Origin of the sequence: Kitasatospora sp. NPDC058115, from assembly GCF_042884635.1 — a bacterium.
GTDB lineage: Bacteria > Actinomycetota > Actinomycetes > Streptomycetales > Streptomycetaceae > Kitasatospora.
This window is the reverse complement of the sequence record NZ_JBHVTL010000006.1, coordinates 39,334-61,122: the sequence shown is the minus strand read 5'-3', so window position 1 is coordinate 61,122 and position 21,789 is coordinate 39,334. Positions and strand designations below refer to the sequence as shown.

Sequence of the window (21,789 nt, the reverse complement as noted above, 5' to 3'; positions counted from 1 at the left end):
CACAAGCTCGCCCCCGTGTTGAATTGCCGCCACAGCGCGGGCCTGTGGCGCGTCATGCCACGAGTGGGGAGGGGCCCGCTTCCTGCTGGATGGCGCACACAAGGAGGTGGCGTTGTCGGAGCACGGATGGGGCCCGAGTGGCCGGGACGCACGGGGGCCGGCGGCGCCTCCGGAGCCGGGGGACACCGTGTGGCGGCTGCGGTCCCGGGCGTGCTGGCGGGAGGCCGCCGAACTGTTACGGCCGGCCGCCGAGCGCGACCCGACGGCGGCGCTCGTCAGGGCCGAACTACTGATCGAGCAGTGTCTGTTCACCGCGGCCAACTGGAGCCAGGCCGAGCAGGCACTGCGCCTGGCCGAGGCCGTCGCGGCGACCACCGAACAGCGCGCGTCGGCGGCCTGCGCGCGCGGCTTCCTGGCGTACGTGGCGAGCGTGCTCGGCGCCCGCGACCGGCTGGACGAGGCCCAGGCCGCGCTCGGGCGCACCTCGGCCCTGCTGCCGCCGGACGCACCGGGCCGGCCACTGCTGGACTTCCGGCGGGGGCTGGTCGCGGAGAACCTGCTGCGTGATCCGACGGCGGCCTGGATCGCCTACCGCCGGGCCCACGACGGCGCGGGCGAACGCGGCGACGAGTTGCTCCGCTCCTCGACCTGGCGGCACCTGGCCGCCCTGGCGCTCGCGGCCGGGGACCACGAGCGTGCCCGGGAGGGGTTCGACGCCTCGCTGCGGCTGCGCGAGCAGCTGGGCTTCACGGTGGGCGTGGCGCCGGCGCTGGCGGCGCTCGCCGAGGTGTCCGAGCCGGCCGAGGCCGTGCGGCTGCGGGCGGAGGCGACCAGACTGGTGCAGGCGCTGGGGGGCGTGCCGGTCTGGCTCGCCCGCCAGCTCGGCGCGGCGCGCACACCGGGCGCCCACCCGGACGAGCACGGCGGGAGGCAGGCACAGCGGCCGATCAGCTAAGGTGAGGCTAACCCTGGCCGGGTCGAGCAGTGACCCGGCCGGGTTCGCCGTGCCGTTCCCGGTGTCCGCCGGTCCCGGCGCGAGCGGCCCCGCCGCGCCGGAGTGCGCGCCCTGCGCGCCCGGCGCCGGATTCACCGCCCCGGCGCCCCGCTCCCCCGCACACCTCGAACGCCGCGCACGGCGGCGGCCCGGCCGCCGCCCCGCCGGCCGGGCGGAGGTCCGGAATTCCCGACTCCCCTTTTTTCGCGTTAATGCGATGAAAAGATTAACCCCTCGCCAAAAATCCCCCTCCCCGGTGCATTGACAGGAAATCAGTCATTCCCCGGCCGGGCATCCGTCATGATGGTCCCCGCCATCACGGCACGGGAATTGCGACGCAGGAGAGCGAGGCTGGTCCAGGCGATGAAATTGTCCGACATACCGCTGGGTTGGGCCGTCACCGGCGTCGCGGTGCTGCTGGTCGGCGCGCTCCTGGTGACCCTGGTCCGGAGCCGGGGGGCCACGAGCAGCGGGGCCGCCGCGGATTCCTGGGAGCGGGCCGAGGAGCGCCGCCGCCGGAAGGAGTCCCTGTACGGCGGGGCCTCGTACACGCTGCTGTTCTGCTGCGCGGCCGTGGCCGCCGCGCTCTCCTTCCACGGCCTGGTCGGCTTCGGGGTGCAGAACCTCAACCTGTCCGGCGGCTGGGAGTACCTGGTGCCGTTCGGCCTGGACGGCGCGGCGATGTTCTGCTCGGTGCTCGCCGTGCGCGAGGCCAGCCACGGTGACGCGGCGCTCGGCTCCCGGCTGCTGGTCTGGCTGTTCGCCGGGGCCTCGGCCTGGTTCAACTGGGTGCACGCCCCGCGCGGCTTCGGCCACGCCGGGGCGCCGCAGTTCTTCGCGGGGATGTCGCTCTCGGCGGCGGTGCTGTTCGACCGGGCGCTCAAGCAGACCCGCCGGGCCGCGCTGCGCGAGCAGGGGCTCGTCCCCCGCCCGCTGCCGCAGATCCGCATCGTCCGCTGGCTGCGCGCGCCCCGCGAGACCTACGCCGCCTGGTCGCTGATGCTGCTGGAGAACGTCCGCAGCCTGGACGAGGCGGTCGACGAGGTCCGCGACGACAAGCGCGAGCGGGCCCGGGAGAGGGAGCGCCGCAAGCTGGCGGGGCGCCGCGAGCGGGCCGAGATCCGGGCGATCAACCGCACCAACAGCGTCTGGCGCCAACGCGGTGGCGGCGGCGCGCCCCCGGCGGCCCGGCAGCTGGAGTCCGGCCCGGAGTCCGTCATAGCGGCCCCCGACGGCGGCGGGCCGGAGCGGCCCGCCGCCGGGGGCGCCGTCGCCCAGGCCGGCCTGCCGGCCGTGCCCGAGCGGCGCACCCTCGACCTCACGACGGAGGAGGCCACCGCGCCGCTGCCCCGGCTGGACTCCCTGGAGCAGAAGCTGAAGGACCTGGAGCAGCAGTTCGGCTGACGCCCCGGCGGCGTCCGCGGCCACCACTCCCGGCCGTCACGCCAGGGGCGTCACTCCACGGGCGTCACGCTGAGCTCGAACCACATCCGCTTGCCCGACCCCCGGGGCTCCACGCCCCAGCCGTCGGCCAGCGCCTCGACCAGCATCAGCCCGCGCCCGGAGGAGGCCTGCTCCCCCGGTGTGCGGCGGGTCGGCCAGAGGTCCGACTCGTCCTCCACCTCGACCCGCAGCCGCGCCCGGCCGCCGTCCGCGACCGGCTCCCGGTAGAGGCGGGCGGTGAACATGGCGTCCCGGTCGGTGTGCCGGATGGCGTTGGTGACCAGCTCGGAGGAGAGCAGTTCGGCGGTGTCGATCAGCTCCGACACCCCCCAGCGCCGCAGCGCGTCGCGCAGTTCGGCACGGACCTCGGAGATCCGGGCGAGGTCGGCCTGACCGATCCGGCGGCGCAGCTGCTGGGCGGCCAGACCGCCCTCGGGGCCGTCCCAGCGCAGCAGGAGCAGCGCGATGTCGTCCTCGCGCTCGCTGGAATCGGCGGCCTGGGAGGCGATCCGGTCGGCGAGGTCGTCCAGCGGGTCGCGACCCGTCGCGGCCGGGTCCGCGAGCGGTTCGGAGAGCACGGCGGTGAGCCGGGCGATGCCCTCGTCGAGGTCCATGCCGCGCGCCTCGACCAGGCCGTCGGTGCAGAGCAGCACGGTCTCGCCCGGGTCGAGGCTGAACCGGGTGACCCGGTACTCCTCGTCCGGGGCGATGCCGAGCGGCAGCCCGCCGGCCACCGGGACGGTGGTGGCGGTGCCGTCGCCGCGCCGCACCACCGGGTCGAGGTGGCCGGCCCGGACGGCGTAGACCACGCCGTAGTCGACGTTGACCTCGGCGTAGGTGCAGGTGGCGAAGTGGTCGGTGTCGAGGTCGGCGAGGAAGCGGGAGGCCCGGGCCATCACCGCGGCGGGCGGGTGGCCCTCGGCGGCGTAGGCGCGCAGGGCGATCCGCAGCTGGCCCATGATGCCGGCCGCGTGCACGTCGTGGCCCTGGACGTCGCCGATCACCAGGCCGACGTGACCGCCGGGCAGCGGCACCACGTCGTACCAGTCGCCGCCGATCTGGAGGCCGGAGCCGGCCGCCAGGTAGCGGACGGCGGTGGTGACGCCCGGCACGGACGGCACGGTGCGCGGCAGCATGACGCGCTGCAGACCGGCCGCCAGCTCGTGTTCGGCGTCGTGCAGCCGGGCCCGGGCCAGTGACTGGGCGACCAGGCCGCCGAGGGTGGAGAGCAGGGTGCGCTCGTCGGCGTCGAGCCGGCGGTCGTCGTCGAAGCTGACCACGCAGACGCCGATCGCCCGGCCGCTGGCGACCAGCGGCAGGAACGCCCAGGAGCTGCGGGTGGTGCGGCGGGCCTGCTCCCAGACGTCGGGGTAGCGCTCGCGGTACTCCTCGCGGCTGGTGCAGAACACCGGGGCGCGGCCCCGCAGCGCCTCGGCGGCGGGGTGGCTGGGCGGCAGCACCGAGCGGTCGTAGCCGGTCAGCTCGTCGGTGCGGTAGCCGGAGGCGCCGAGGATCTGCACCCGGCCGGCCTCGAAGGAGGCCAGGACCAGGCCGTCCGGCGGCAGTCCGGGCAGCGGCAGCTCGGTGAAGACCCGGGCGACGTCCCGCACGGTGACCGCCTCGGAGAGCGCGCGGGCGGCCTCCTTGATGAAGCGGGAGCGCTCCTCGCGCAGCAGGGCGAGCCGGTCGGCGCGGTCGCGCTTGTGCAGTTCGACGGTGGCGTCCCAGACGAAGCCGACCATCCGGGAGGCCCGGCCGAAGGCGTCGGCGAGGACCCGGCCGCGGAACCGGACGGCCCGCATGGCGCCGCTCGGGCCGACCGTCCGGTAGTAGGCGCCGCACTGGCCGAGCTCGGCGACGGCGCGCTCGACCCGGCGGCGCACCACGGGGGCGTCCTCGGGGTGGAGCAGGGCGAGGAAGGAGGCGGAGGAGCGGTCGAAGCGGCCCTTCTCGACGGCGTCGAGCCCGACGATGGTGCAGGCGCGCTGGTCGCCCTCCAGGATGTCGCGGCGGATGTCCCAGTCGAACGAGCCGATGCCGTTGGCGGCCATCGCGGGCTCCAGCCAGTCCGGCGTGGTGTCGCCCGGGGAGAGCGGCAGGCCGCCGGAGAGCATCGGTGCCAGTCGGCCGGCCGCCAGGCCGGGGGCGGTGCGCAGCGCGTGCCGCCGGGCCGCCTGCGCCGGGGGTCTGGCCCGCCCGGAGCCGGTCGTGGACGGACCGGAAGGAAGGGCCGGCCCCGGTGACTCGGACTCTGTGGGCATGCTGCTCCTGCCGCTGCCGTGACGGACCGCGCCGACCGTCCGGACGGGCCGCGTGGCGTGTGTGGGTGGTGCTCGACGGTCGCGCGCCGACGGGCGGTCAGTGGTCGAGGTGGTCCTTCCCCGCCGCTTCTCGCACGTGGGCACACATTCCCACCATCCTGGCCAATGTTCGGCCCGGCGGCAATGGCAACGGGCCGGAAATCTCGCCTTCCGCCTTCGCTTCCGGGCATCGTTCGACAGCGAACAGTGCCCGTGCGGCAAACGGCGGCCGAACGGGGCCGACGCGCCCCGGACGGAGCACGGAAACGGGGCCGCCCCGGGGCCGGACGGGGGCCGGACGGCCTCAGGCGTCGACGGTGCCCAGCTCGAACCAGGTGACCTTGCCGTCCCCCCGCAGCTGGACCCCCCAGGAGTCGGCGAGCGCCTCCACCAGCAGCAGCCCGCGGCCGGAGGTGGCGTACTCCACCTCCTGGTCGCGGCGGCGCCCGGGCAGGCGGGCGGTGCCGTCCTGGACCTCGATGCGCAGCCGCTGGTCGCCGGTGAGCACCGCGTCGAAGACGGCGCCCTGGCCGGTGTGCTGCAGCGCGTTGGTGACCAGTTCGGAGGTGAGCAGCTCGGCCGTGTCGGCCAGCTCGGGCACGCCCCACAGGCCGAGCGCGGTGCGCAGCCGGCGGCGCACCGCCCCGACGCCGACCAGGTCGGCGGCCTCCAGCGCCAGGTGGAGCCGGCGGTTGAGCGCGCACCCGGGCGCCGGTACGCCCGGCCGGGTGGCGCCCGCCGGGCCGGCCGTGTGCACGGGGCCGGCCGTGCCCGCCGGGGCACCCTGGCCGGTTCCGGTCACCCGGAAGGCTCCGCCCGAACTTGTCCGCTGCCGCGGGAATCGCGACTGACCGTCCATCACCCCTGCCCCCGCCCTCGTTCCGGGCCGCCGGGCCGGATCCCCCGCCGGCCGGTCGGCCACCTTGGTACTGACCAACCATCCTCATGCCCAGCTTTCGGCATTTGGAACAGTGCCCGGGCGATCACCTGGGGTGAAGGGGGCACGGGGCGGTTCGCGTGATCCAACTGCCCGCGGCGGTCAGGTTTGCGAAGCGTACGGGCGGTTTTCGACCGCCGGCGCCGCCGCGCCCGGTCGGTCGGCGAGCCGATCGCCGCGGGAGCGGCAAGGCTGGACAGGGCGGGCGGCTCCGGGTTCAATGACCGGAGATGTTTGAACGCCGTTCTAACAACTCTCACCCCCCTCCCCCGGCGACCGCGAGCGAGGAACCGTGCGACTGACCCCCACCGAGCGGGACCGGCTGCTGATCTTCACAGCAGCCGAGCTGGCCCGCGCCCGCCGCGCCCGAGGCGTCCGCCTCAACATCCCCGAGGCGACCGCGCTGATCGCCGACACCGTCTGCGAGGCCGCCCGGGACGGCCGTCGCCTCGCCGAGGCCATCGAGGCCGGCCGCTCCGTGCTCACCGCCGACGACGTGCTGCCCGGCGTGCCCGACGTGGTCACCGTGGTCCAGGTCGAGGCGGTCTTCGACGACGGCACCCGCCTCGCCGTGGTCAACGACCCGTTCCGGGGCGCCGGCTCGCTCGGCGACGAGGCCCCCGGCGGCGCGCTGCCCGGCGACGGCGCCGGCTACGACCCGGTCGAGGAGACCGTCGTCCTGGCCGTCCACAACACCTCCGGTGTGCCGATCTCGGTCACCTCGCACTTCCACTTCTTCGAGGCCAACCCGCGCCTGGCCTTCGACCGCGGCGCCGCCTACGGCACCCACCTCGCGATCCCGGCCGGCTCCTCGGTGCGCTTCGACCCGGGCGCCACCGTCGAGGTCGGCCTCGTCCCGATCGGCGGCGAGCGGGTCGCGATCGGCTTCGCCGGCCTGGTCGACGGCCCGCTGGACGCCCCCGGCGCCAAGGAGGCCGCGCTGGCCAAGGCCCGCGCGACCGGCTACCTCACCCACTTCGACGACGCGGAGGTCGAGTCGTGACGTCCATCACCCCCCACGACTACATCTCCGTGCACGGCCCGCGGGCCGGCGACCGGATCCGGCTCGGCGACTCCGGGCTGATCGTCCGCGTCGAGTCGGACTCCCAGGCGCCGGGCGACGAGTTCCTGGCCGGCTTCGGCAAGACCGCCCGCGACGGACTGCACCTCAGGCCCGCCGCCGTCCGCGACACCTGTGACGTGGTCATCAGCAACGTCCTGGTGATCGACGCGGTCCAGGGCATCCGGAAGACCTCGATCGGCCTCGTCGCCGGGCGGATCGCCTCGATCGGCCGGGCCGGCAACCCCGACACCATGGACGGCGTCGACGTGGTCGTCGGCACCGGGACCACGATCGTCTCCGGCGAGGGCATGATCGCCACCGCCGGCGCCATCGACACCCACGTCCACCTGCTGTCGCCGCGGATCATGGAGGCCTCGCTCGCCTCCGGCGTCACCACGATCATCGGCCAGGAGTTCGGCCCGGTCTGGGGCGTCGGCGTCAACTCCCCCTGGGCGCTGCGGCACGCCTTCAACGCCTTCGACGCCTGGCCGGTCAACATCGGCTTCCTCGGCCGCGGCTCCTCCTCCGACGAGGCCCCGCTGATCGAGGCCCTCGCGGAGGGCGGCGCCTCCGGCTTCAAGGTGCACGAGGACATGGGCGCCCACACCCGCGCCCTGGACACCGCGCTGCGGGTCGCCGAGGAGTACGACGTGCAGGTCGCCCTGCACACCGACGGCCTCAACGAGTGCCTGTCCGTCGAGGACACCCTCAAGGTGCTGGAGGGCCGGACCATCCACGCCTTCCACATCGAGGGCTGCGGCGGCGGCCACGTGCCCAACGTGCTCAAGATGGCGGGCGTGCCGAACGTCATCGGCTCCTCCACCAACCCCACCCTGCCGTTCGGCCGGGACGCGCTGGGCGAGCACTTCGACATGATCGTCTCCGCGCACGACCTCAAGACCGACCTGCCGGGCGACGCCGCGATGGCCCGCGACCGGATCCGGGCCGGCACGATGGGCGCCGAGGACGTCCTGCACGACCTGGGCGTCATCGGCATCACCTCCTCCGACGCCCAGGGCATGGGCCGGGCCGGCGAGACCGTGCGCCGCACCTTCGCCATGGCCGGCAAGATGAAGGCCGAGCTCGGACCGCTCGACGGCGGCTACGGCACCACCGAGGGCGGCGACGACAACGAGCGCGTGCTGCGCTACATCGCCAAGCTCACCATCAACCCCGCCATCGCCCACGGCCTGGCCCACGAGGTCGGCTCGATCGAGATCGGCAAGCTCGCCGACATCGTGCTCTGGCGCCCGGACCACTTCGGCGCCAAGCCGCAGCTGGTCCTCAAGTCCGGTTTCCCCGCCTACGGCGTGGTCGGCGACCCCAACGCCTCCACCGACCGCTGCGAGCCGCTCGTGCTCGGCCCGCAGTTCGGCGCGCACGGGGCCACCGCCGCCGACATCTCGGTCGCCTTCGTCGCCCAGGCCGCCGCCGACGGCGCCTACCTCGACCGCCCCGCCGACGGCCTGCCCACCCGGCGCCGGCGCGTCGGCGTCCGGGGCACCCGCGGCATCGGCCCGCGCGACATGGTGCGCAACGCCCGGGTCGGCCGCGTCGACGTCACCGAGACCGGCCTGGTCTCGCTCGACGGCGCCCCGCTGCGCTCCGAGCCCGCCGACAGCGTCGCGCTCAGCCGCCTCTACTTCCTCTGACCCTCCCGCTCCACCGAAGGACGCCGCGATGACCACCCCCGCCCCCGCCTCGCTCGGCTACCGGATGCCCGCCGAGTGGCACCCGCACGACCGCACCTGGATGGCCTTCCCGACCGACAACCCGACCTTCGACACGCCGGAGCACCTGCACGCGGCGCGCGAGGCCTGGGCCGCCGTCGCCAACACCGTCGTCCGGTACGAGCCGGTCACCCTGGTCGTGAACACCGGTGAGACCGCCGAGGCCCGCAAGTACGTCGCCGACGAGGTCGAGATCGTCGAGCGCCCGCTGAACGACGCCTGGATGCGCGACATCGGCCCGACCTTCCTGGTCGACGGCGAGGGCGGCCTCGCCGCGACCGACTGGATCTTCAACGGCTGGGGCGCGCAGTCCTGGGCCCGCTGGGACAAGGACCAGCACGTCGCCGAGCACGTCGCCGAGCTGACCGGGGTCCGGCGGTTCGCCTCGAAGCTCATCAACGAGGGCGGCGGCATCCACGTCGACGGCGAGGGCACCGTGCTCGTCACCGAGACCGTCCAGCTCGGCGAGGGCCGCAACGCCGACTGGACCAAGGAGCAGGTCGAGGCCGAGCTGCACGCCTTCCTCGGCACCACCAAGGCGATCTGGCTGCCGCGCGGGCTCACCCGCGACTACGACGAGTTCGGCACCCGCGGCCACATCGACATCGTCGCCTCGTTCGTCCGCCCCGGCGTCGTCGTCGCGCACGTCCAGCCCGACCCGGCGCACCCCGACCACGCGGTGTGCCAGGAGCTGGTGGCGATCCTGCGGGCCTCCACCGACGCCCGGGGCCGCCCGCTGGAGGTCCTCGAACTGCCCGCCCCCACCGTCCTGCTGGACGAGGAGGGCGAGCCGGTCGACTACTCGTACATCAACCACTACGTGGCCAACGGCGCCGTGGTGCTGTGCGCCTTCGACGACCCGCGCGACCAGGAGGCCGCCGCGATCCTGGCCGAGGCCTACCCCGGCCGCACGGTCGAGCTGGTCGACGCCCGCGAGATCTTCGCCAACGGCGGCGGCATCCACTGCATCACCCAGCAGCAGCCGAAGGCCTGATCCCGCCCGGTACCACCGGGTCTACCGGTGGTACCGGCTCAGGTCGTCGGTGGTGAGTCCGTGGGAGCTGTGCATCGCGACCGAGCTGCAGGAGGAGCGGACGGCCCGGAGCCGGGCCAGCCGCTCCTGCTCGGCCAGCACCCCGTCGAGGTTCTCGGTCGGGCCGCTGCCCCGCCGGTGCAGGTACACCGTCAGCGCGGTCACCACGAGGGCGAGGCCGGCGAACAGGGCGATCATCGTGGCCATGGCCACCACCCCCGGGGGTCGGGAACGTCCTGACCGGTTCGTACCCGCAGGAGCGGGGCGCCGAACCCCCTCCGCCCCGCTCCGTGGCCGTCCGGCCACGGCCGGTATCGTGAAGGACCCTTGAGCCCCGAGGAGCAGCACCGATGGCCGACGCCCGCCCGCGCCGACCGGCCCGCCCGCGCGAGGAGGTCTTCGCCACCGCGCGCGCCGCGATCGCCCAGCACGGGCTCGCCAAGCTCACCATGGCCGGCCTCGGCAAGCAGCTCCAGATGAGCGCCGGGCACCTGCTCTACTACTTCGGCAGCAAGGACCAGTTGCTGCTGGAGACGCTGCGCTGGAGCGAGGAGCAGCTCGGCGCCCGCCGCCGGGCGATGCTCGCCGAGTGCGGGCGCGGCGTCCGGCAGCGGCTGGCGGAGTACACCGCGCTGTACCTGCCGGAGGGTCCGGGGGACCCGCGCTGGATCCTCTGGGTCGAGGTGTGGGGGCGCTCCCCCGCCGGCGAGGAGCTGCGGCGGGGACAGCTGGAGATCGAGGCGCCCTGGCAGGCCGATCTGGTCGCCCTGATCGAGGAGGGCGCCGCGGCGGCCCGCTTCGCCCCCGGCGACGCCACCGAGCGCGCCATCCAGATCCGCGCCCTGCTCGACGGCCTCGCCGTCCCCCTCGCCCTCGGCCTGCCCGGCGCGGACCGCCCCCGCGCCCTGCACCTGGCCACCACCGCCTGCACGTCCCTGCTCGGCTCCGGCCCGACCGCCTGAGCCGGCGGGCCCGGCGGTCCGCGGGGAGCCGGGGGCCGGGGCGCCGGATCAGTCGTGCGGCTTGCGCCGCTCCCGGCGGTTGGGGTGGCGGACGACCACCCCCGCCACTCCGCCGGATCCGGTCAGCCGGACCAGCGGCGTGCCCGGGAGCCGGTCGGGAGTCGTCCGGTCCTTCAGGCCGCCGATGCCGGGATCGATGCCACCGGTGTCCGCGGCCCAGGTGTCGGGGATGACGACCGTGACGCCGGCCATCTCCCCGTACGCCTCCACCACGACCTCCGCGAGGCGGCACTCGACCCGGGTGAAGTCGAGTTTCACGCCGCCCAGCCCTCCGTGGGCGATCACGTGCCCGGGAACCTCCCAGCGCCCGGGGCCGCGCGACACCCCCTGCACGCCGCCCCTGAGCAGCAGCGGCGGCCGGTCCTGCGACGGAACCGGCCCGGGCAGGTCGGCGGTCAGGACGGCCGGCTCGCCGTGGGTCTTCGAGCTCAGCGCCCGCTCCAGGCGCTCGTCCAGCTCGTCGAGGTCGATCCGCCCCTCGGCCGCCGCATCGCGCAGCCGCGCCACCACGGCCTCCCGTTCGTCGTGGGAGGCGCGGAGGCCGCCCGGGGGCACGGGGCTCGGAGAGTTCTCCGGCGGCTGGACGGTCATGACCGCAAGGACAGGCAGCGGGCGGGCTACTCGGTCCAGATGGCGGCGGCGGTGCGGTCCTCGGTGTAGCCCTTGGCGCGGACCTGGACCTGGCGGAGGAAGTCCACGGTGCCCGGCGGGTGGGGGTGGGCCCAGTGCGAGGCCAGGAAGTGGGCGACGGCCGGTTCGTCGGTGACCGGGCGGGACAGGCCCGGGGTGCAGAGCAGCAGGATGTCGCCCGGGGTCGCCGGGACCATCCGGAAGCGGAACGGGCGCGGGCCCGGCGCCGGAGTCTCCGGCACGGGCGGCTGGCCGTCGGGCTGGTGCAGCAGCCGGGCCGCGTACGCGTCGATCCAGTGGCCGGACCGCAGCAGGAACAGCCCGCCCGGGCCGACCCCGAACGCCGCCCGGTAGCCGGCCGCCGGGTCGAGCGACACCAGCAGGCAGTGCAACGAGGCGGGGGACGGCTCGGCGTCGTCGCCGTTTGGCGCGGGCTCCGGCGCCAGGGCGCGCAGCGGGGCGACCGCGCTCAGCGCGAGCCGCTGCAGGCCGTAGCGGAGCCGGTCGCGGGCGCCGTCGCGCAGGTCGGCGGCCAGGCCCTGGCGGCTGCGGCCGACCGCACCGGCGAGCTGGCGGCAGGCCTCGGCGGCCGCGGTGGCGACCTCCCCGGCGGCCGGTCCCGCGTGGTCGAAGCCGCCGAGCACCGCGAGCAGCAGGCCGTCGGTCCCGTCCCCGAAGCGGGTCACCAGCAGCGCGTCCCGCCGGGGCTCGCCCCGGTAGCGGGCGGAGTCGCCGCGGACGGAGACCGCCCGCAGGGTGGTGGTGGCGTACTGGGCGCCCTCCAGGACGGTGTCGGCGACGACGCCGCCCAGGGAGCCGGGGTCGGCCTCGGGCAGGGCGGTCGGCTCGGGGCCGTAGGTGGGTGGGCGCTCGCCGACGTGCGGCACGGCGGGCGCGGCCGCGGGCCGCCCGGGCCGGGGGGCGGCGGGGCGCGGCGCGGGCGGCTCGACGGCGGCGGGCTCGGGCTCGGCGGCGGGTTCGGGCTCCGGCTCCGGCTCGGCCGCGACGGCCGGCTGCGGCTCGGGCTCGGGTTCCGGTTCCGGTTCCGGCTTCCCTTCGGCCTCCGGTTCCGGCTGCGGCTCCGGTTCCGGGGTCGGAGCCGCCGCGGCCTCGGCCCCGGGCTTGGAGCGCGGTTCCGGCACCCGGGCGTCCGTCGCCCAGAAGGGGGCGGGGAAGCGGTGCGTCTCGTCGGCCACCGGAGCAGCGGTGGCCGGGCCCTCGACGACCGGGGGCTCGGCGGCCGGGGGCTGCGGCGCGATCACGCCGACGGCGGTGTCGAACCAGTCGTCGATGCTGTCCCGCTCCAGCACCTCCTCGCCGGCCTCCGGCGTCTCCGGCGCCGCCTCCGGCACCGTCACCGGCGCCTCCTCCTCGGGCGGCGCGCTCCGCTGCTGCCCGATGAGTCCGGCCGCCGTCTCGAACCAGTCGTCGACGCTGCCCTCCCCCGACTGCGCGTCCGGAGTGTCGGGCAGGGTGCCGGCCGGTCCCGCGTAGACCGTGTCCCACCAGCCGTCGTCCGGCCGGTGCTGCTGCTGCGCGGGTGCACCCTGCTTGGTCATCTGGCGGCTCCTGGTCGCTGGCTCGACGTCATTGTCCCCAAGCACCACCACGCTGTCCGGGTTTCGGCGACAACCGCGCGCACATCGGCCGATATCGATCACCGGGTTCGCTGCCCGTTTCGTTTCCGTTCCTCCCGCAGTCGACCGAACCGCCCCGACCAGGGTGTTTCCGGGGTATTACGGCGGCTCCGGGGCCGAAAATGAGAACCGAGGAGGGGGCTCGCTTCACTCGTTCGGCTGATTAAATGTGCGCATGACCGCGTCGGCCCCCAGCACCCCCCGGCCGGGGAGGACCGCACTCGCGGCCCGCCCGGTGGGCGCGCTGTGGATCCTGCTGCTGGCCGGACTGCTGCTGGCGCTGCCGTGCACGGCGCACGCCAAGGCGGTCACGGCCGAGCGGACCGGCTTCCCGGTGACCGTCCCGGCCGACCCCCCGGCGGGTCCCCCGTCGGGCGTGTCCGCCGGTACCACCACGGCCGGCGTCATCGCGGCCGGCGCCGCGTTCGGCACCCCGGTCCACCCGCACGGCGACGGCAACGCCGCCACCGGTCCGGCCACCGCGCCGCAGACCCTCGGCGACCGGATCCGCGCGGAGAGCCACCGGCACTGGACCTGGTGCTCGGTCGACGGCGACCCGCCGCACCGCAACAACGGCTGTTCCAGCCACCCGTACTGCGCCCAGGACGCCCAGCTCCCCAACCCGCCGCCGCACCCGCAGCCCGCCGCGGCGCCGCCGGCCACGGCCCCCGAGGCGCTGCCCCGGGTCGTGCCCGCCGGGCTGCTGGTCGGTCCGCACCCCGCGCCCGACCTGCACGAACTCCAAGTACACCGGTCCTGAGCGGAACCCGCCGCCGGACCCGGCCCTCCCCGCCGACCAGTGTGTCGCCGGGCGGGCGGGACCGACGGAGCCGCCCCTTCCCGCCATCTCTTCCAGACCGCCGCGCCCGATGCGCGACGGGGACAAGGACACCACATGGGTTCCGCCTCCAAGCAGACTCAGCCGAACAAGGCACCGGGCAACAAGCCGAGCGCCAAGCAGGCGAGCAACGACCGCCGTGCCCGGATCGCCGAGCTGCGCGCGGCCGAGCAGCGCCGCGACCGCCGCAACAAGATCATCGCCGGCTCGGTCGCCGGTGTGCTGGTGATCGCGGCGATAGCCACCGGCACCTGGATCGTGGTCGACGCCAACCAGGACAAGAAGGCCAAGGAGGCCGCCGCCGCGGCCCCGATCGACGGCGTGCAGACCTTCGGCGACCTGACCCGCAACCACGTCAAGGAGAAGGTCACCTACCCGCAGACCCCGCCGGTCGGTGGCGACCACAACGCGATCTGGCTGGACTGCATGGGCACCGTCTACGACCAGCCGGTCGAGAACGAGCGCGCCGTCCACTCGCTGGAGCACGGCGCGGTCTGGGTGACGTACAACGGCAAGGCCACCCCGGACGACATCAAGACCCTCTCGGACAAGGTGAAGGCCACCCCGTACTCGCTGATGAGCCCGTACCCGGACGAGCAGGGCACCATCACCCTGAGCGCCTGGTCGACCCAGCTCACCGTGGACAGCGCCAGTGACCCCCGGGTGAACCAGTTCTTCACCAAGTACGTCCAGGGCAAGCAGACCCAGGAGCCGGGCGCCTCCTGCACGATGGGGTCGATGTGACCGCCGCCGAGGACGGCACCGCCGGGGACCCGCCGGACGGCACGGAGACGGACCGCGCGGCCGCGCGCCGGCGGATCTGGTGGCCGGCCGCGCTGGCCGCCGCGCTCGCCCTCGCGCTCGGCGTGCCGGCCCTGGTGGCGGGCGGGAGTCCCGCCTCCGGGTCCTCCTCGCTCAGCGTGCCGGCGGACACCTCGCCCGAGGCCGGCTTCGCCCGTGACATGTCGACCCACCACCAGCAGGCGGTGGACCTGTCGTTCATCGTCCGCGACCGGACGTCGGACGAGCCGACCCGCACCCTGGCGTTCGACATCATCAACACCCAGGCCAACCAGCGCGGCATGATGATGGGCTGGCTCGACCAGTGGGGGCTCACCCAGCACTCCACGGCCAAGCCGATGGCCTGGATGGCGATGGGCGGCCACGGCCACGGCGCCGACTACCAGGCGCACGACGGCTCGCTGATGCCCGGAATGGCCACCACCACGCAGCTCACCAAGCTCCGTTCGCTGAGCGGACGGGACGCCGAGGTGCTCTACCTGCAGCTGATGCTGGAGCACCACAAGGGCGGCGTGGAGATGGCCCAGGGCTATGTCGACATGGCACGCAACGAGGCGGAGAAGCGGCTCGCGCAGTCGATGGTGGTCGGCCAGAGCGCGGAGATCGACCTGATCACCGACATGCTCAAGGAGCGCGGCGCCGCCCCCGGCGTGCCGGCCTCCTGACGCATCCGACGCACCCGGCGGCCGGGGCGGTGGACGGTTCGCCCCGTCCACCGCCCCGGCCGTTCGCGCACTCAGCGCCGGCGCACCGGCCGGGAGAGCGCCACCGCCAGGGCCGCGACGGCGGCCAGCGCCAGCAGGACCGCACGGCCGCCCAGCACCGGTCCGGCCAGGTGGACGCCGAGCACCGGCAGCGCGGTGCCGAGCGCCGTCCCGAGGCTGCGCGCCATGTTGACCATGCCGCCGCCGACCGCCGAGCACTCGGCCGGGATCGCCCGCATGACCAGGGCGTTGTTGGCGGGCAGCAGCAGACCGAGCCCGCCGCCGGCCACCAGCAGGGGCAGCGCCAGGGCGACGGCGCCCGCGGCGGGCAGCAGCGCGCAGCTCAGCAGCCCGGCCCCGGCCAGGGCCGCGCCGAAGCGGCAGCGCGCGACGTCCGACCAGCCGCGCGGCAGCAGCGCTCCGCCGGCCGTCGCGGCCACCGCGAACGCGGCCGGGAGCACGGTGATCACCAGACCGGCCCGCCCGGTCGGCAGGCCGGCCTCGGCGAGCAGCACCGGGCCGAGCACCAGCGGGCAGAACAGCAGCAGGTAGCCGATCAGCGAGACGGCCAGCCCCGGACGCACCCCCGGGGTGTTGACCAGGCCGGGGGCGAGGATCGGCCGGGCGGCGCGGCGTTCCCGGCGGACCAGGCCGAGGCCGCACAGCACGGTGGCGAGCAGCAGCGCGGCGACGGCCCAGCCCGGCAGCGGCAGGCCGGAGGCGGCGGACAGGGCGAGCAGCAGCGCGGTGGTGGAGGCGGCGAGCAGCAGCAGTCCGGCCTGGTCGAAGCGTCCGCCGTCCGGGTCGGAGCGGACGAGCCAGGCGGACCGGGCGGCCCCGCGCGGCCGGGGCACCGGGCGGGGCAGCGCCCGCGGCACCGGGCCGGCGTCCGGGCGGCGGGTCCGGGGCAGCAGGAACCAGCCGGCCAGGATGCCGACCAGCGCGACCGGCACGTTGATCCAGAACACCCAGCGCCAGGAGGCGTGCTCGACCAGCAGTCCGCCGAGGCTGGGCCCGAGCGCCAGGCCGAGGCCCTGGGCGGCGGCCTGGATGCCGAGCGCCCGGCGCATCGCGCGTTCGGGCACGCCGCGGGCGACCAGCGCGACGCTGTTGGCCTGCATCATCGCGCCGCCGACGGCCTGGACGGCCCGGCAGGCGACCAGGGTGCCGAGGCCGCCGGCGAACCCGGCGCCGAGCGAGGCCAGGCCGAAGACGGCGAATCCGCCGATGTACACGGTCTTGCGGCCGACCAGGTCGGAGAGCCGTCCGACCGGTGCCAGCAGGGCGACCAGGACCAGCAGATAGGCGAGGGCGACCCACTCGACGGCGGCGAACCCCGCGCCGAAGTGGCGCTGGAGCGCCGGGTAGACGAGGGCGGTGACGCTGGCGGTCAGCTGGCCGAGGAAGGCGCCGAGGCAGACGGTGCCGACGGCGAGCCAGTGGGCGTACCGCCAGCCGGCTATGCCACGTGGCCGGGGACGCTCGGTGAGCAGCCGGGTGGTGAGGGTCGACGCCGCGTTCATACGGCGAAATATATCGGATACAGATATGTTCTATCTACGATCTGATCTGCGTGCGACCGGTCCGGCACGGAGCGGGACCGCTCGCCCCCGACCCGTCCGAGGGGGTCCGGCGGCGTCCGAACCAGGCGCTACGCTGTCGGCCATGCCGTCGTCACCGTCCGTTCCCGAACCCGCCGCCGATCCGCAGGCCGTGGAGCCGGCGGCGATCGAGCGCGCCCGGCGGCTCACCGACGCGGTGACCCGGCTCCGCCGCGCCCTGCGCAGCAGCATCCGCACCGACTACCCCTGGGAGTCCCTGCCGATGGCGCAGGTCGAACTCCTCCAGACGCTCGCCGCCGCCCCGCTGCGGGTCGGCGAGCTGGCCGCCCGGCAGCGGCTCGCCCCCAACACCGTCAGCGGCCTGGTCGGCAAGCTGCTGGACGCCGGGTTCGTCGACCGCCAGACCGACCCCGGGGACCGCCGCACCGCGCGGATCGCGCTCACCCCGGCGGGGCGGGGCCAGCTCGACGACTGGCAGCGGGCGCACGAGCGGCGGATCGCCACCGCGCTCGACACCCTCTCCCCCACCGACCGCGACGCCGTGATGAACGCGCTGCCGGCCCTGGAGAACCTGGCCCGCGCGCTCGCCGAGCCCGCGGGCAACTGACCGGCGGCACGGCGCGGCCGGGCGTCGGCCCGGGGAAATCCGGTACCCCGCCCGGTACCCGCCCCGCTACCGTCCCGTCATGGACCCCGCGCTGCTCCGCCTCGAACCCTGGACCGACGCCGACCTCGCCCTGCTGCGCCTGGTCAACACCCCGGAGATGCGCCGGCACACCGGCGGCCCGGAGGACGAGGAGCGGATGCTGCTGCGCCACCGGCGCTACCTGGACTTCGTCCCCTCCGGCACCGGCTGCATGTACCGGGTTGTCCTGGAACCGGAGGGGGTGGCGGTCGGCACCGTCGGCTACGCCGAGCGCGACCGGCGGGGCGGGACCGTCTACGAGATGGGCTGGAACGTGCTGCCGCCGTACCAGGGCCGGGGCATCGCCGCGGTCGCGGCGCGGGCCGCCGTCGGGGCCGCCGCCCGCACCGCCCGCCACCGGTACCTGCACGCCTTCCCCTCGGTCGGCAACCCGGCCTCCAACGCCGTCTGCCGCCGGGCCGGCTTCACCCTCCTCGGCGAGACCGACTTCGAGTTCCCGCCCGGGCGGTGGATGCGCAGCAACGACTGGCGGGTGGACCTGCGGGCGCTCCCGGCCGGCTGACCGGGAGCGCCCGCACGCCCTGCCCCGGGGCTCAGAACAGCGAGGTGCCGCTCTCCAGGTCGAGCAGGAAGCGCTTGCGGTCGACACCGGCGGCGAAGCCGGTGAGGGTGCCGTTGGCGCCGAGGACCCGGTGGCAGGGGCGGATGATCAGCAGCGGGTTGGCGCCGACCGCCCCGCCCACCGCGCGCACCGCGCGCGGGGACTCGCCGGCCAGGTCGGCGAGCTGCCCGTAGGTGACGGTCCCGCCGTAGGGGATCTTGTCGAGGGCGTCCCAGATCCGGCGGCGGAACTCGGTGCCGACCGGGGCGAGCGGCAGGTCGAAGCCGGTGCGCTCGCCCGCGAAGTACTCGGTGAGCTGGGTGACCGGCGCCGCGAGCGCCTCCGGGTCGTGCACCCAGTCGTCGGCGGGTTCGGCGAGCGCGTGCCGCTGGCCGGGGGCGGTCACGGTGGCCAGTCCGGCCGGGCCGCCGCCCTCCGGCACGATGCCGCTGAGCAGCAGCCGGCCGAACGGGCTCTCCATGGAGGTGAAGACGGTGGTGCTCATGTTGCGGTGTTCTCCGTTCCGGTACCGGGGTCTGCCAGGCTCGCCCAGAGGCGGTGCACGGCGTAGGAGCGCCAGGGGGCCCAGGCCCCCGCCGCGAGGGCGGCGGACTTCGGGTCCCCCGGGGCGCCGAGCCGGAGCAGTCCGTGCTTGACGCCGATGTCGCTCGGGAGGAAGACGTCGGGGTCGGCGAGGGCGCGCATCCGCAGGTAGCCGACGGTCCACGGGCCGATGCCGGGCAGGGCGAGCAGCTGGGCGGCCGCCTCCTCCCGGTCGACGCCGCCGTCGAGCCGGACGGTGCCCTCGGCGAGGGCCGCGCACAGGCCGGTGAGGGCGCGGCGCCGGGCGGCCGGCATCGCGAAGTCCTCCGGGGCGGCGGCCGCCAGGGCGGCGGCGGTCGGGAAGAGCAGCCGCAGCCCGCCGTTGGGCTCGGGCAGCGTCGCGCCGTACTTCTCGGCGAGCCGGCCGGCCAGGGTGCGGGCCGCGCCCACGGTGATCTGCTGGCCGAGGACGGCGCGGACGGCCAGTTCGTGCGGGTCGACGTGGCCCGGCGAGCGCACCCCGGGCCGGGCCCGCACGAGCGGGCCGAGCAGCGGGTCGGCGCCGAGCTGCTCGTCGACCGCGACCGGGTCGGCGTCCAGGTCGAACAGGGTGCGCAGACGCTGGACGGAGGTCGGCAGGTCGCGCAGGTCGGTGAGCAGCAGCCGGCAGTCGAGCCAGCCGCGGGTGGCCGGGTCCTCGGGGGCGAGGCCGTCCACCTCGGCGATGCCGTGGCCGTACGGGAGCGCCAGGGTGCGGCGGTAGGTGCGCACGCCGGGGCGCGCGCCCGGGACGACCTCCTCCACGCCGGGGACGGCGCGCAGGGCGAGGAAGTCGATGAGGTGGTCGCTGTCCACGGCGCCCCGGTAGGCGAGCCGCAGCGCGAGGCCGCCGGCCGGGGTGGAGGTGCGGCGGCCGGCCGTGACCTCGGCGCGCAGCCCGCTGGGGGTGCGGTCGTAGACCTCGCGGACGGTGTCGTTGAACTGCCGCACCGAGGTGAAGCCGGCGGCGAAGGCGATGTCGGTGACCGGCAGCTCGGTGGTCTGGAGCAGCAGCCGGGCGGTCTGGGCGCGGCGGGCGCGGGCGAGCGCGATCGGGCCGGCGCCGAGTTCGGCGGTGAGCTGGCGCTGGAGCTGGCGGGAGCTGTAGCCGAGCCGTTGGGCCAGGCCGGCCACGCCCTCGCGGTCCACGACGCCGTCGCCGATCAGCCGCATGGCCCGGCCGACCAGGTCGGCCCGGTGGTTCCACTCGGGCGAGCCGGGGACGGAGTCGGGGCGGCAGCGCCGGCAGGCGCGGAAGCCGGCGCTCTGGGCGGCGGCGGCGCTGGGGTAGAAGGTGCAGTTGACGCGCTTCGGGGTCACGGCCGGGCAGCTCGGCCGGCAGTAGATGCCCGTCGAGGTGACGGCCGTGAAGAAGACGCCGTCGAAACGGGCGTCCCTGCTGTCCACGGCGCGGTACCGGATGTCGTCGTCGATCACGTTGTCCAGTCTGCGGCACCCGGGGGCCCCGGACTGGCGGAAAACGGACATGGCAGCCGGGGCCGTCGGCCGGGAATTCACGCGCCCGCGCGCACCCCGGCCGGATAGCCTGCGCACGGCCCGCCCCCGAACCCCAGGAGATCCCGTGTCCGAGCAGCCCTACACCGGTGCGGACGACCCCCGGGTCGCCGCGCTGCGGGTCGAGGAGTTCGCCTTCCCCGGACCGCTGCGGGACCGGCTGGTCGCCGCCGTGCTGTCCGGCGCCAAGACCAGCACCACCGGACTGCTGACCGAGTACGAGCGGGAGGGCGAGCCCCTGCCCGTGGCCGGCAGCCGCGGCGCGGTGGCCGACTCGGCCGGGCGGATCGTCGCGGTGATCGAGACCACAGAGGTCCGCGTCGTCCCGCTCGGCGAGGTCGATCTGCGGCACGCCCTCGACGAGGGCGAGGGGTACGCGTCGGTCGCCGAGTGGCGGGCCGGGCACGAGCGGTTCTGGCACGGCCCGGAGCTGCGCGCGGCGCTCGGCGACCCGGCGTTCACCGTCGACGACGGCACGCCCGTCGTCCTGGAGCGGCTGCGGCTGGTGGCCGACCTCCGCTGACCCGCCGACCCGACGGGCCGTGGGCGGGCGGCCCGTGGGCGGGCGGGCCGGCGGATCCGGGGCCCGCCCGCCCGACGCCCGGTCGTCACCGCTTCACGGGACCTCCCGCGGCGCGCATCGACTTGGTGATGGTCTTCCACTTCTTCAGCCGGGCCGAGGCCAGCCGGGCGTCCGAACGGGAGGCGATCCAGTCGTTCTCCCGCTGGAGCTTGCGGTAGCTCTCCATCCGGCGTTCCGGCAGCGAGCCGTCGGCGAGCGCCGCCCGGACCGCGCAGCCGGGCTCGCTGTCGTGCCGGCAGTCGTGGAAGCGGCACTGCCCGGCCAGTTCCTCGATGTCGGCGAAGGCGAGCGCCACGCCCTCGCCGCCGTAGAGGCCGACCTCGCGCAGGCCGGGGGTGTCGATCAGCACCCCGCCGCCGGGCAGCGGGACGAGTTCACGGGTGGTCGTGGTGTGCCGGCCCTTCTGGTCGCCGGAGCGGGCCTCCTGAACGGCCATCACCTCGGCCCCGGCGAGCACGTTGGTCAGGGTGGACTTCCCGACGCCGGACTGCCCGAGCACGGCGGTGGTGCCGGGCGTGCAGGCGCGCAGCACGTCGATCCCCTCGCCCGTCCCGGCGCTGACCACCAGCACGGTCACCCCGGGCGCGGCGGCCTCGACGTCGGCCCGGATGAAGTCGGCGTCGTCGACGAGGTCGGCCTTGGTGAGCACCACCACCGGCTCGGCACCGGACTCCCAGGCGAGGGCGAGGAAGCGCTCGATCCGTCCGAGGTCGGGCTCGGCGGCGAGCGAGGCGGCGATCACCACGGTGTCGACGTTGGCGGCCAGCACCTGGCCGTCGGAGCGCTTGCCGGCGACCTTGCGGATGATCGCGGTGGAGCGCGGCAGCAGCGCCGCGACCGCGGGCATGGGCAGCCCGGCCGAGAGGTCGACGGCCGCCCAGTCCCCGGTGCACGGGCAGTTGATCATGTCGGCGTCGCCGACCTGCCGGGTGTCGGCCCGGACGGTGCGCAACTCGCCGGTGCCGGGGTCGGCGAGCACGGCGTCGCACTGGCCGCGGTCGACCCGGACGATCCGGGCCGGGACCAGCCCGGCCTCGGCGAGCGGCGCGAACAGTTCGTCGAGCTCGGCCGTCCAGCCGTAACCGGCCAGCGGGGAGGCGTCGACGGTGTTGTCGGAGGAAGCGGAAACGGAGGCAGCGTTGAACAACGCAGTGGGCCCTTCGGGAGG

General features: G+C 75.6%; 21 protein-coding genes. 12 read left to right on the top strand and 9 right to left on the bottom strand.

Annotation, left to right across the window (positions count from 1 at the left end; all coding sequences use genetic code 11):
• Positions 1-187: 187 nt before the first annotated feature.
• Together ACFVVL_RS08125 and ACFVVL_RS08120 are read left to right on the top strand one after the other, a co-directional pair.
• The gene (locus tag ACFVVL_RS08125) at positions 188-955 is read left to right on the top strand and encodes a hypothetical protein (RefSeq protein WP_387672338.1); all 768 of its coding nucleotides are present in this window, start codon (positions 188-190) and stop codon (positions 953-955) included.
• 402 nt (positions 956-1,357) lie between these two features.
• Complete coding sequence (locus ACFVVL_RS08120; RefSeq protein ID WP_387672335.1) at positions 1,358-2,398, top strand: DUF2637 domain-containing protein; 1,041 nt, start codon at positions 1,358-1,360, stop codon at positions 2,396-2,398.
• 50 nt (positions 2,399-2,448) lie between these two features.
• Here ACFVVL_RS08120 and ACFVVL_RS08115 read toward each other — a convergent pair whose 3' ends face one another.
• Both ACFVVL_RS08115 and ACFVVL_RS08110 read right to left on the bottom strand, forming a co-directional pair.
• Positions 2,449-4,698: a SpoIIE family protein phosphatase gene (locus ACFVVL_RS08115; RefSeq protein WP_387672332.1), complete on the bottom strand. Its 2,250-nt coding sequence runs from the start codon at positions 4,696-4,698 to the stop codon at positions 2,449-2,451.
• A gap of 343 nt (positions 4,699-5,041) precedes the next feature.
• Entirely contained in the window at positions 5,042-5,539 is a 498-nt protein-coding gene (locus tag ACFVVL_RS08110) for an ATP-binding protein (protein ID WP_387672329.1), read from the bottom strand.
• Between the two features lie 427 nt (positions 5,540-5,966).
• Between ACFVVL_RS08110 and ACFVVL_RS08105 the strand changes: the two genes are divergently transcribed.
• The 3 genes from ACFVVL_RS08105 to ACFVVL_RS08095 are packed head-to-tail and all read left to right on the top strand — an operon-like array spanning position 5,967 to position 9,461.
• Positions 5,967-6,677: an urease subunit gamma gene (locus ACFVVL_RS08105; RefSeq protein ID WP_387672326.1), complete on the top strand. Its 711-nt coding sequence runs from the start codon at positions 5,967-5,969 to the stop codon at positions 6,675-6,677.
• Entirely contained in the window at positions 6,674-8,389 is a 1,716-nt protein-coding gene (locus ACFVVL_RS08100) for an urease subunit alpha (protein ID WP_380296012.1), read from the top strand. The genes ACFVVL_RS08105 and ACFVVL_RS08100 overlap by 4 nt, the downstream gene beginning before the upstream one ends.
• Positions 8,390-8,417: 28 nt before the next feature.
• The gene (locus tag ACFVVL_RS08095) at positions 8,418-9,461 is read left to right on the top strand and encodes an agmatine/peptidylarginine deiminase (protein ID WP_387672323.1); all 1,044 of its coding nucleotides are present in this window, start codon (positions 8,418-8,420) and stop codon (positions 9,459-9,461) included.
• Positions 9,462-9,482: 21 nt separating this feature from the next.
• Here the strand turns inward: ACFVVL_RS08095 and ACFVVL_RS08090 are convergent, their stop codons facing one another.
• Positions 9,483-9,707 (bottom strand): hypothetical protein, encoded by a 225-nt coding sequence (locus ACFVVL_RS08090; protein ID WP_387672320.1) that lies wholly within the window; start codon positions 9,705-9,707, stop codon positions 9,483-9,485.
• Between the two features lie 143 nt (positions 9,708-9,850).
• Between ACFVVL_RS08090 and ACFVVL_RS08085 the strand changes: the two genes are divergently transcribed.
• On the top strand, positions 9,851-10,462 hold the full coding sequence (locus tag ACFVVL_RS08085) for a TetR family transcriptional regulator C-terminal domain-containing protein (protein ID WP_387672317.1): 612 nt from the start codon (positions 9,851-9,853) through the stop codon (positions 10,460-10,462).
• A gap of 48 nt (positions 10,463-10,510) precedes the next feature.
• On the opposite strand, the gene ACFVVL_RS08080 is transcribed toward ACFVVL_RS08085, so the two are convergent.
• Positions 10,511-11,113, bottom strand: a complete 603-nt coding sequence (locus ACFVVL_RS08080) for a DUF1707 domain-containing protein (RefSeq protein WP_387672314.1) — start codon at positions 11,111-11,113, stop codon at positions 10,511-10,513.
• A gap of 26 nt (positions 11,114-11,139) precedes the next feature.
• Positions 11,140-12,711, bottom strand: coding sequence for a protein phosphatase 2C domain-containing protein (locus ACFVVL_RS08075; protein ID WP_387672311.1), 1,572 nt, complete (start codon positions 12,709-12,711; stop codon positions 11,140-11,142).
• Positions 12,712-12,964: 253 nt separating this feature from the next.
• Here ACFVVL_RS08075 and ACFVVL_RS08070 point away from each other — a divergent pair, with 253 nt between their 5' ends.
• The 3 genes from ACFVVL_RS08070 to ACFVVL_RS08060 all read left to right on the top strand — a co-directional run bounded on the left by ACFVVL_RS08070 (position 12,965) and on the right by ACFVVL_RS08060 (position 15,093).
• Positions 12,965-13,549 carry a hypothetical protein gene (locus tag ACFVVL_RS08070; RefSeq protein WP_387672310.1) on the top strand — a complete coding sequence of 195 codons (585 nt, stop codon included), beginning with the start codon at positions 12,965-12,967 and terminating at the stop codon, positions 13,547-13,549.
• A 135-nt stretch (positions 13,550-13,684) separates the two neighbouring features.
• Positions 13,685-14,371: a DUF3105 domain-containing protein gene (locus ACFVVL_RS08065; RefSeq protein WP_387672307.1), complete on the top strand. Its 687-nt coding sequence runs from the start codon at positions 13,685-13,687 to the stop codon at positions 14,369-14,371.
• Positions 14,368-15,093 carry a DUF305 domain-containing protein gene (locus ACFVVL_RS08060; RefSeq protein ID WP_387672304.1) on the top strand — a complete coding sequence of 242 codons (726 nt, stop codon included), beginning with the start codon at positions 14,368-14,370 and terminating at the stop codon, positions 15,091-15,093. Before ACFVVL_RS08065 ends, ACFVVL_RS08060 begins: the two co-directional genes overlap by 4 nt.
• Positions 15,094-15,164: 71 nt before the next feature.
• Here ACFVVL_RS08060 and ACFVVL_RS08055 read toward each other — a convergent pair whose 3' ends face one another.
• Positions 15,165-16,655, bottom strand: coding sequence for an MFS transporter (locus ACFVVL_RS08055; protein ID WP_387672301.1), 1,491 nt, complete (start codon positions 16,653-16,655; stop codon positions 15,165-15,167).
• Positions 16,656-16,797: 142 nt separating this feature from the next.
• On the opposite strand from ACFVVL_RS08055, the gene ACFVVL_RS08050 reads away from it, so the two are divergent.
• On the top strand, positions 16,798-17,301 hold the full coding sequence (locus ACFVVL_RS08050) for a MarR family winged helix-turn-helix transcriptional regulator (RefSeq protein WP_387672298.1): 504 nt from the start codon (positions 16,798-16,800) through the stop codon (positions 17,299-17,301).
• Positions 17,302-17,380: 79 nt separating this feature from the next.
• Positions 17,381-17,902, top strand: a complete 522-nt coding sequence (locus ACFVVL_RS08045; protein ID WP_387672295.1) for a GNAT family N-acetyltransferase — start codon at positions 17,381-17,383, stop codon at positions 17,900-17,902.
• A 31-nt stretch (positions 17,903-17,933) separates the two neighbouring features.
• Here ACFVVL_RS08045 and ACFVVL_RS08040 read toward each other — a convergent pair whose 3' ends face one another.
• Together ACFVVL_RS08040 and ACFVVL_RS08035 are read right to left on the bottom strand one after the other, a co-directional pair.
• Entirely contained in the window at positions 17,934-18,446 is a 513-nt protein-coding gene (locus ACFVVL_RS08040) for a methylated-DNA--[protein]-cysteine S-methyltransferase (RefSeq protein WP_380289329.1), read from the bottom strand.
• Complete coding sequence (locus ACFVVL_RS08035) at positions 18,443-20,011, bottom strand: DNA-3-methyladenine glycosylase 2 family protein (RefSeq protein WP_387672292.1); 1,569 nt, start codon at positions 20,009-20,011, stop codon at positions 18,443-18,445. Before ACFVVL_RS08035 ends, ACFVVL_RS08040 begins: the two co-directional genes overlap by 4 nt.
• A 142-nt stretch (positions 20,012-20,153) precedes the next feature.
• Between ACFVVL_RS08035 and ACFVVL_RS08030 the strand changes: the two genes are divergently transcribed.
• The gene (locus ACFVVL_RS08030; RefSeq protein ID WP_387672761.1) at positions 20,154-20,561 is read left to right on the top strand and encodes an ASCH domain-containing protein; all 408 of its coding nucleotides are present in this window, start codon (positions 20,154-20,156) and stop codon (positions 20,559-20,561) included.
• An 85-nt stretch (positions 20,562-20,646) separates the two neighbouring features.
• On the opposite strand, the gene rsgA is transcribed toward ACFVVL_RS08030, so the two are convergent.
• Positions 20,647-21,768 carry a ribosome small subunit-dependent GTPase A gene (rsgA, locus tag ACFVVL_RS08025; RefSeq protein WP_380289333.1) on the bottom strand — a complete coding sequence of 374 codons (1,122 nt, stop codon included), beginning with the start codon at positions 21,766-21,768 and terminating at the stop codon, positions 20,647-20,649.
• Positions 21,769-21,789 lie beyond the last annotated feature (21 nt).

Excerpts from the sequence above, each read along its gene's own strand:
- ACFVVL_RS08120 (WP_387672335.1), top strand. The coding sequence starts at position 1,358 with ATGAAATTGTCCGACATACCGCTGGGTTGGGCCGTCACCGGCGTCGCG.
- ACFVVL_RS08115 (WP_387672332.1), bottom strand. The coding sequence starts at position 4,698 with ATGCCCACAGAGTCCGAGTCACCGGGGCCGGCCCTTCCTTCCGGTCCG.
- ACFVVL_RS08095 (WP_387672323.1), top strand. The coding sequence starts at position 8,418 with ATGACCACCCCCGCCCCCGCCTCGCTCGGCTACCGGATGCCCGCCGAG.
- ACFVVL_RS08090 (WP_387672320.1), bottom strand. The coding sequence starts at position 9,707 with ATGGCCACGATGATCGCCCTGTTCGCCGGCCTCGCCCTCGTGGTGACC.
- ACFVVL_RS08085 (WP_387672317.1), top strand. The coding sequence starts at position 9,851 with ATGGCCGACGCCCGCCCGCGCCGACCGGCCCGCCCGCGCGAGGAGGTC.
- ACFVVL_RS08080 (WP_387672314.1), bottom strand. The coding sequence starts at position 11,113 with ATGACCGTCCAGCCGCCGGAGAACTCTCCGAGCCCCGTGCCCCCGGGC.
- ACFVVL_RS08075 (WP_387672311.1), bottom strand. The coding sequence starts at position 12,711 with ATGACCAAGCAGGGTGCACCCGCGCAGCAGCAGCACCGGCCGGACGAC.
- ACFVVL_RS08070 (WP_387672310.1), top strand. The coding sequence starts at position 12,965 with ATGACCGCGTCGGCCCCCAGCACCCCCCGGCCGGGGAGGACCGCACTC.
- ACFVVL_RS08065 (WP_387672307.1), top strand. The coding sequence starts at position 13,685 with ATGGGTTCCGCCTCCAAGCAGACTCAGCCGAACAAGGCACCGGGCAAC.
- ACFVVL_RS08055 (WP_387672301.1), bottom strand. The coding sequence starts at position 16,655 with ATGAACGCGGCGTCGACCCTCACCACCCGGCTGCTCACCGAGCGTCCC.
- ACFVVL_RS08050 (WP_387672298.1), top strand. The coding sequence starts at position 16,798 with ATGCCGTCGTCACCGTCCGTTCCCGAACCCGCCGCCGATCCGCAGGCC.
- ACFVVL_RS08045 (WP_387672295.1), top strand. The coding sequence starts at position 17,381 with ATGGACCCCGCGCTGCTCCGCCTCGAACCCTGGACCGACGCCGACCTC.
- ACFVVL_RS08040 (WP_380289329.1), bottom strand. The coding sequence starts at position 18,446 with ATGAGCACCACCGTCTTCACCTCCATGGAGAGCCCGTTCGGCCGGCTG.
- ACFVVL_RS08035 (WP_387672292.1), bottom strand. The coding sequence starts at position 20,011 with ATGTCCGTTTTCCGCCAGTCCGGGGCCCCCGGGTGCCGCAGACTGGAC.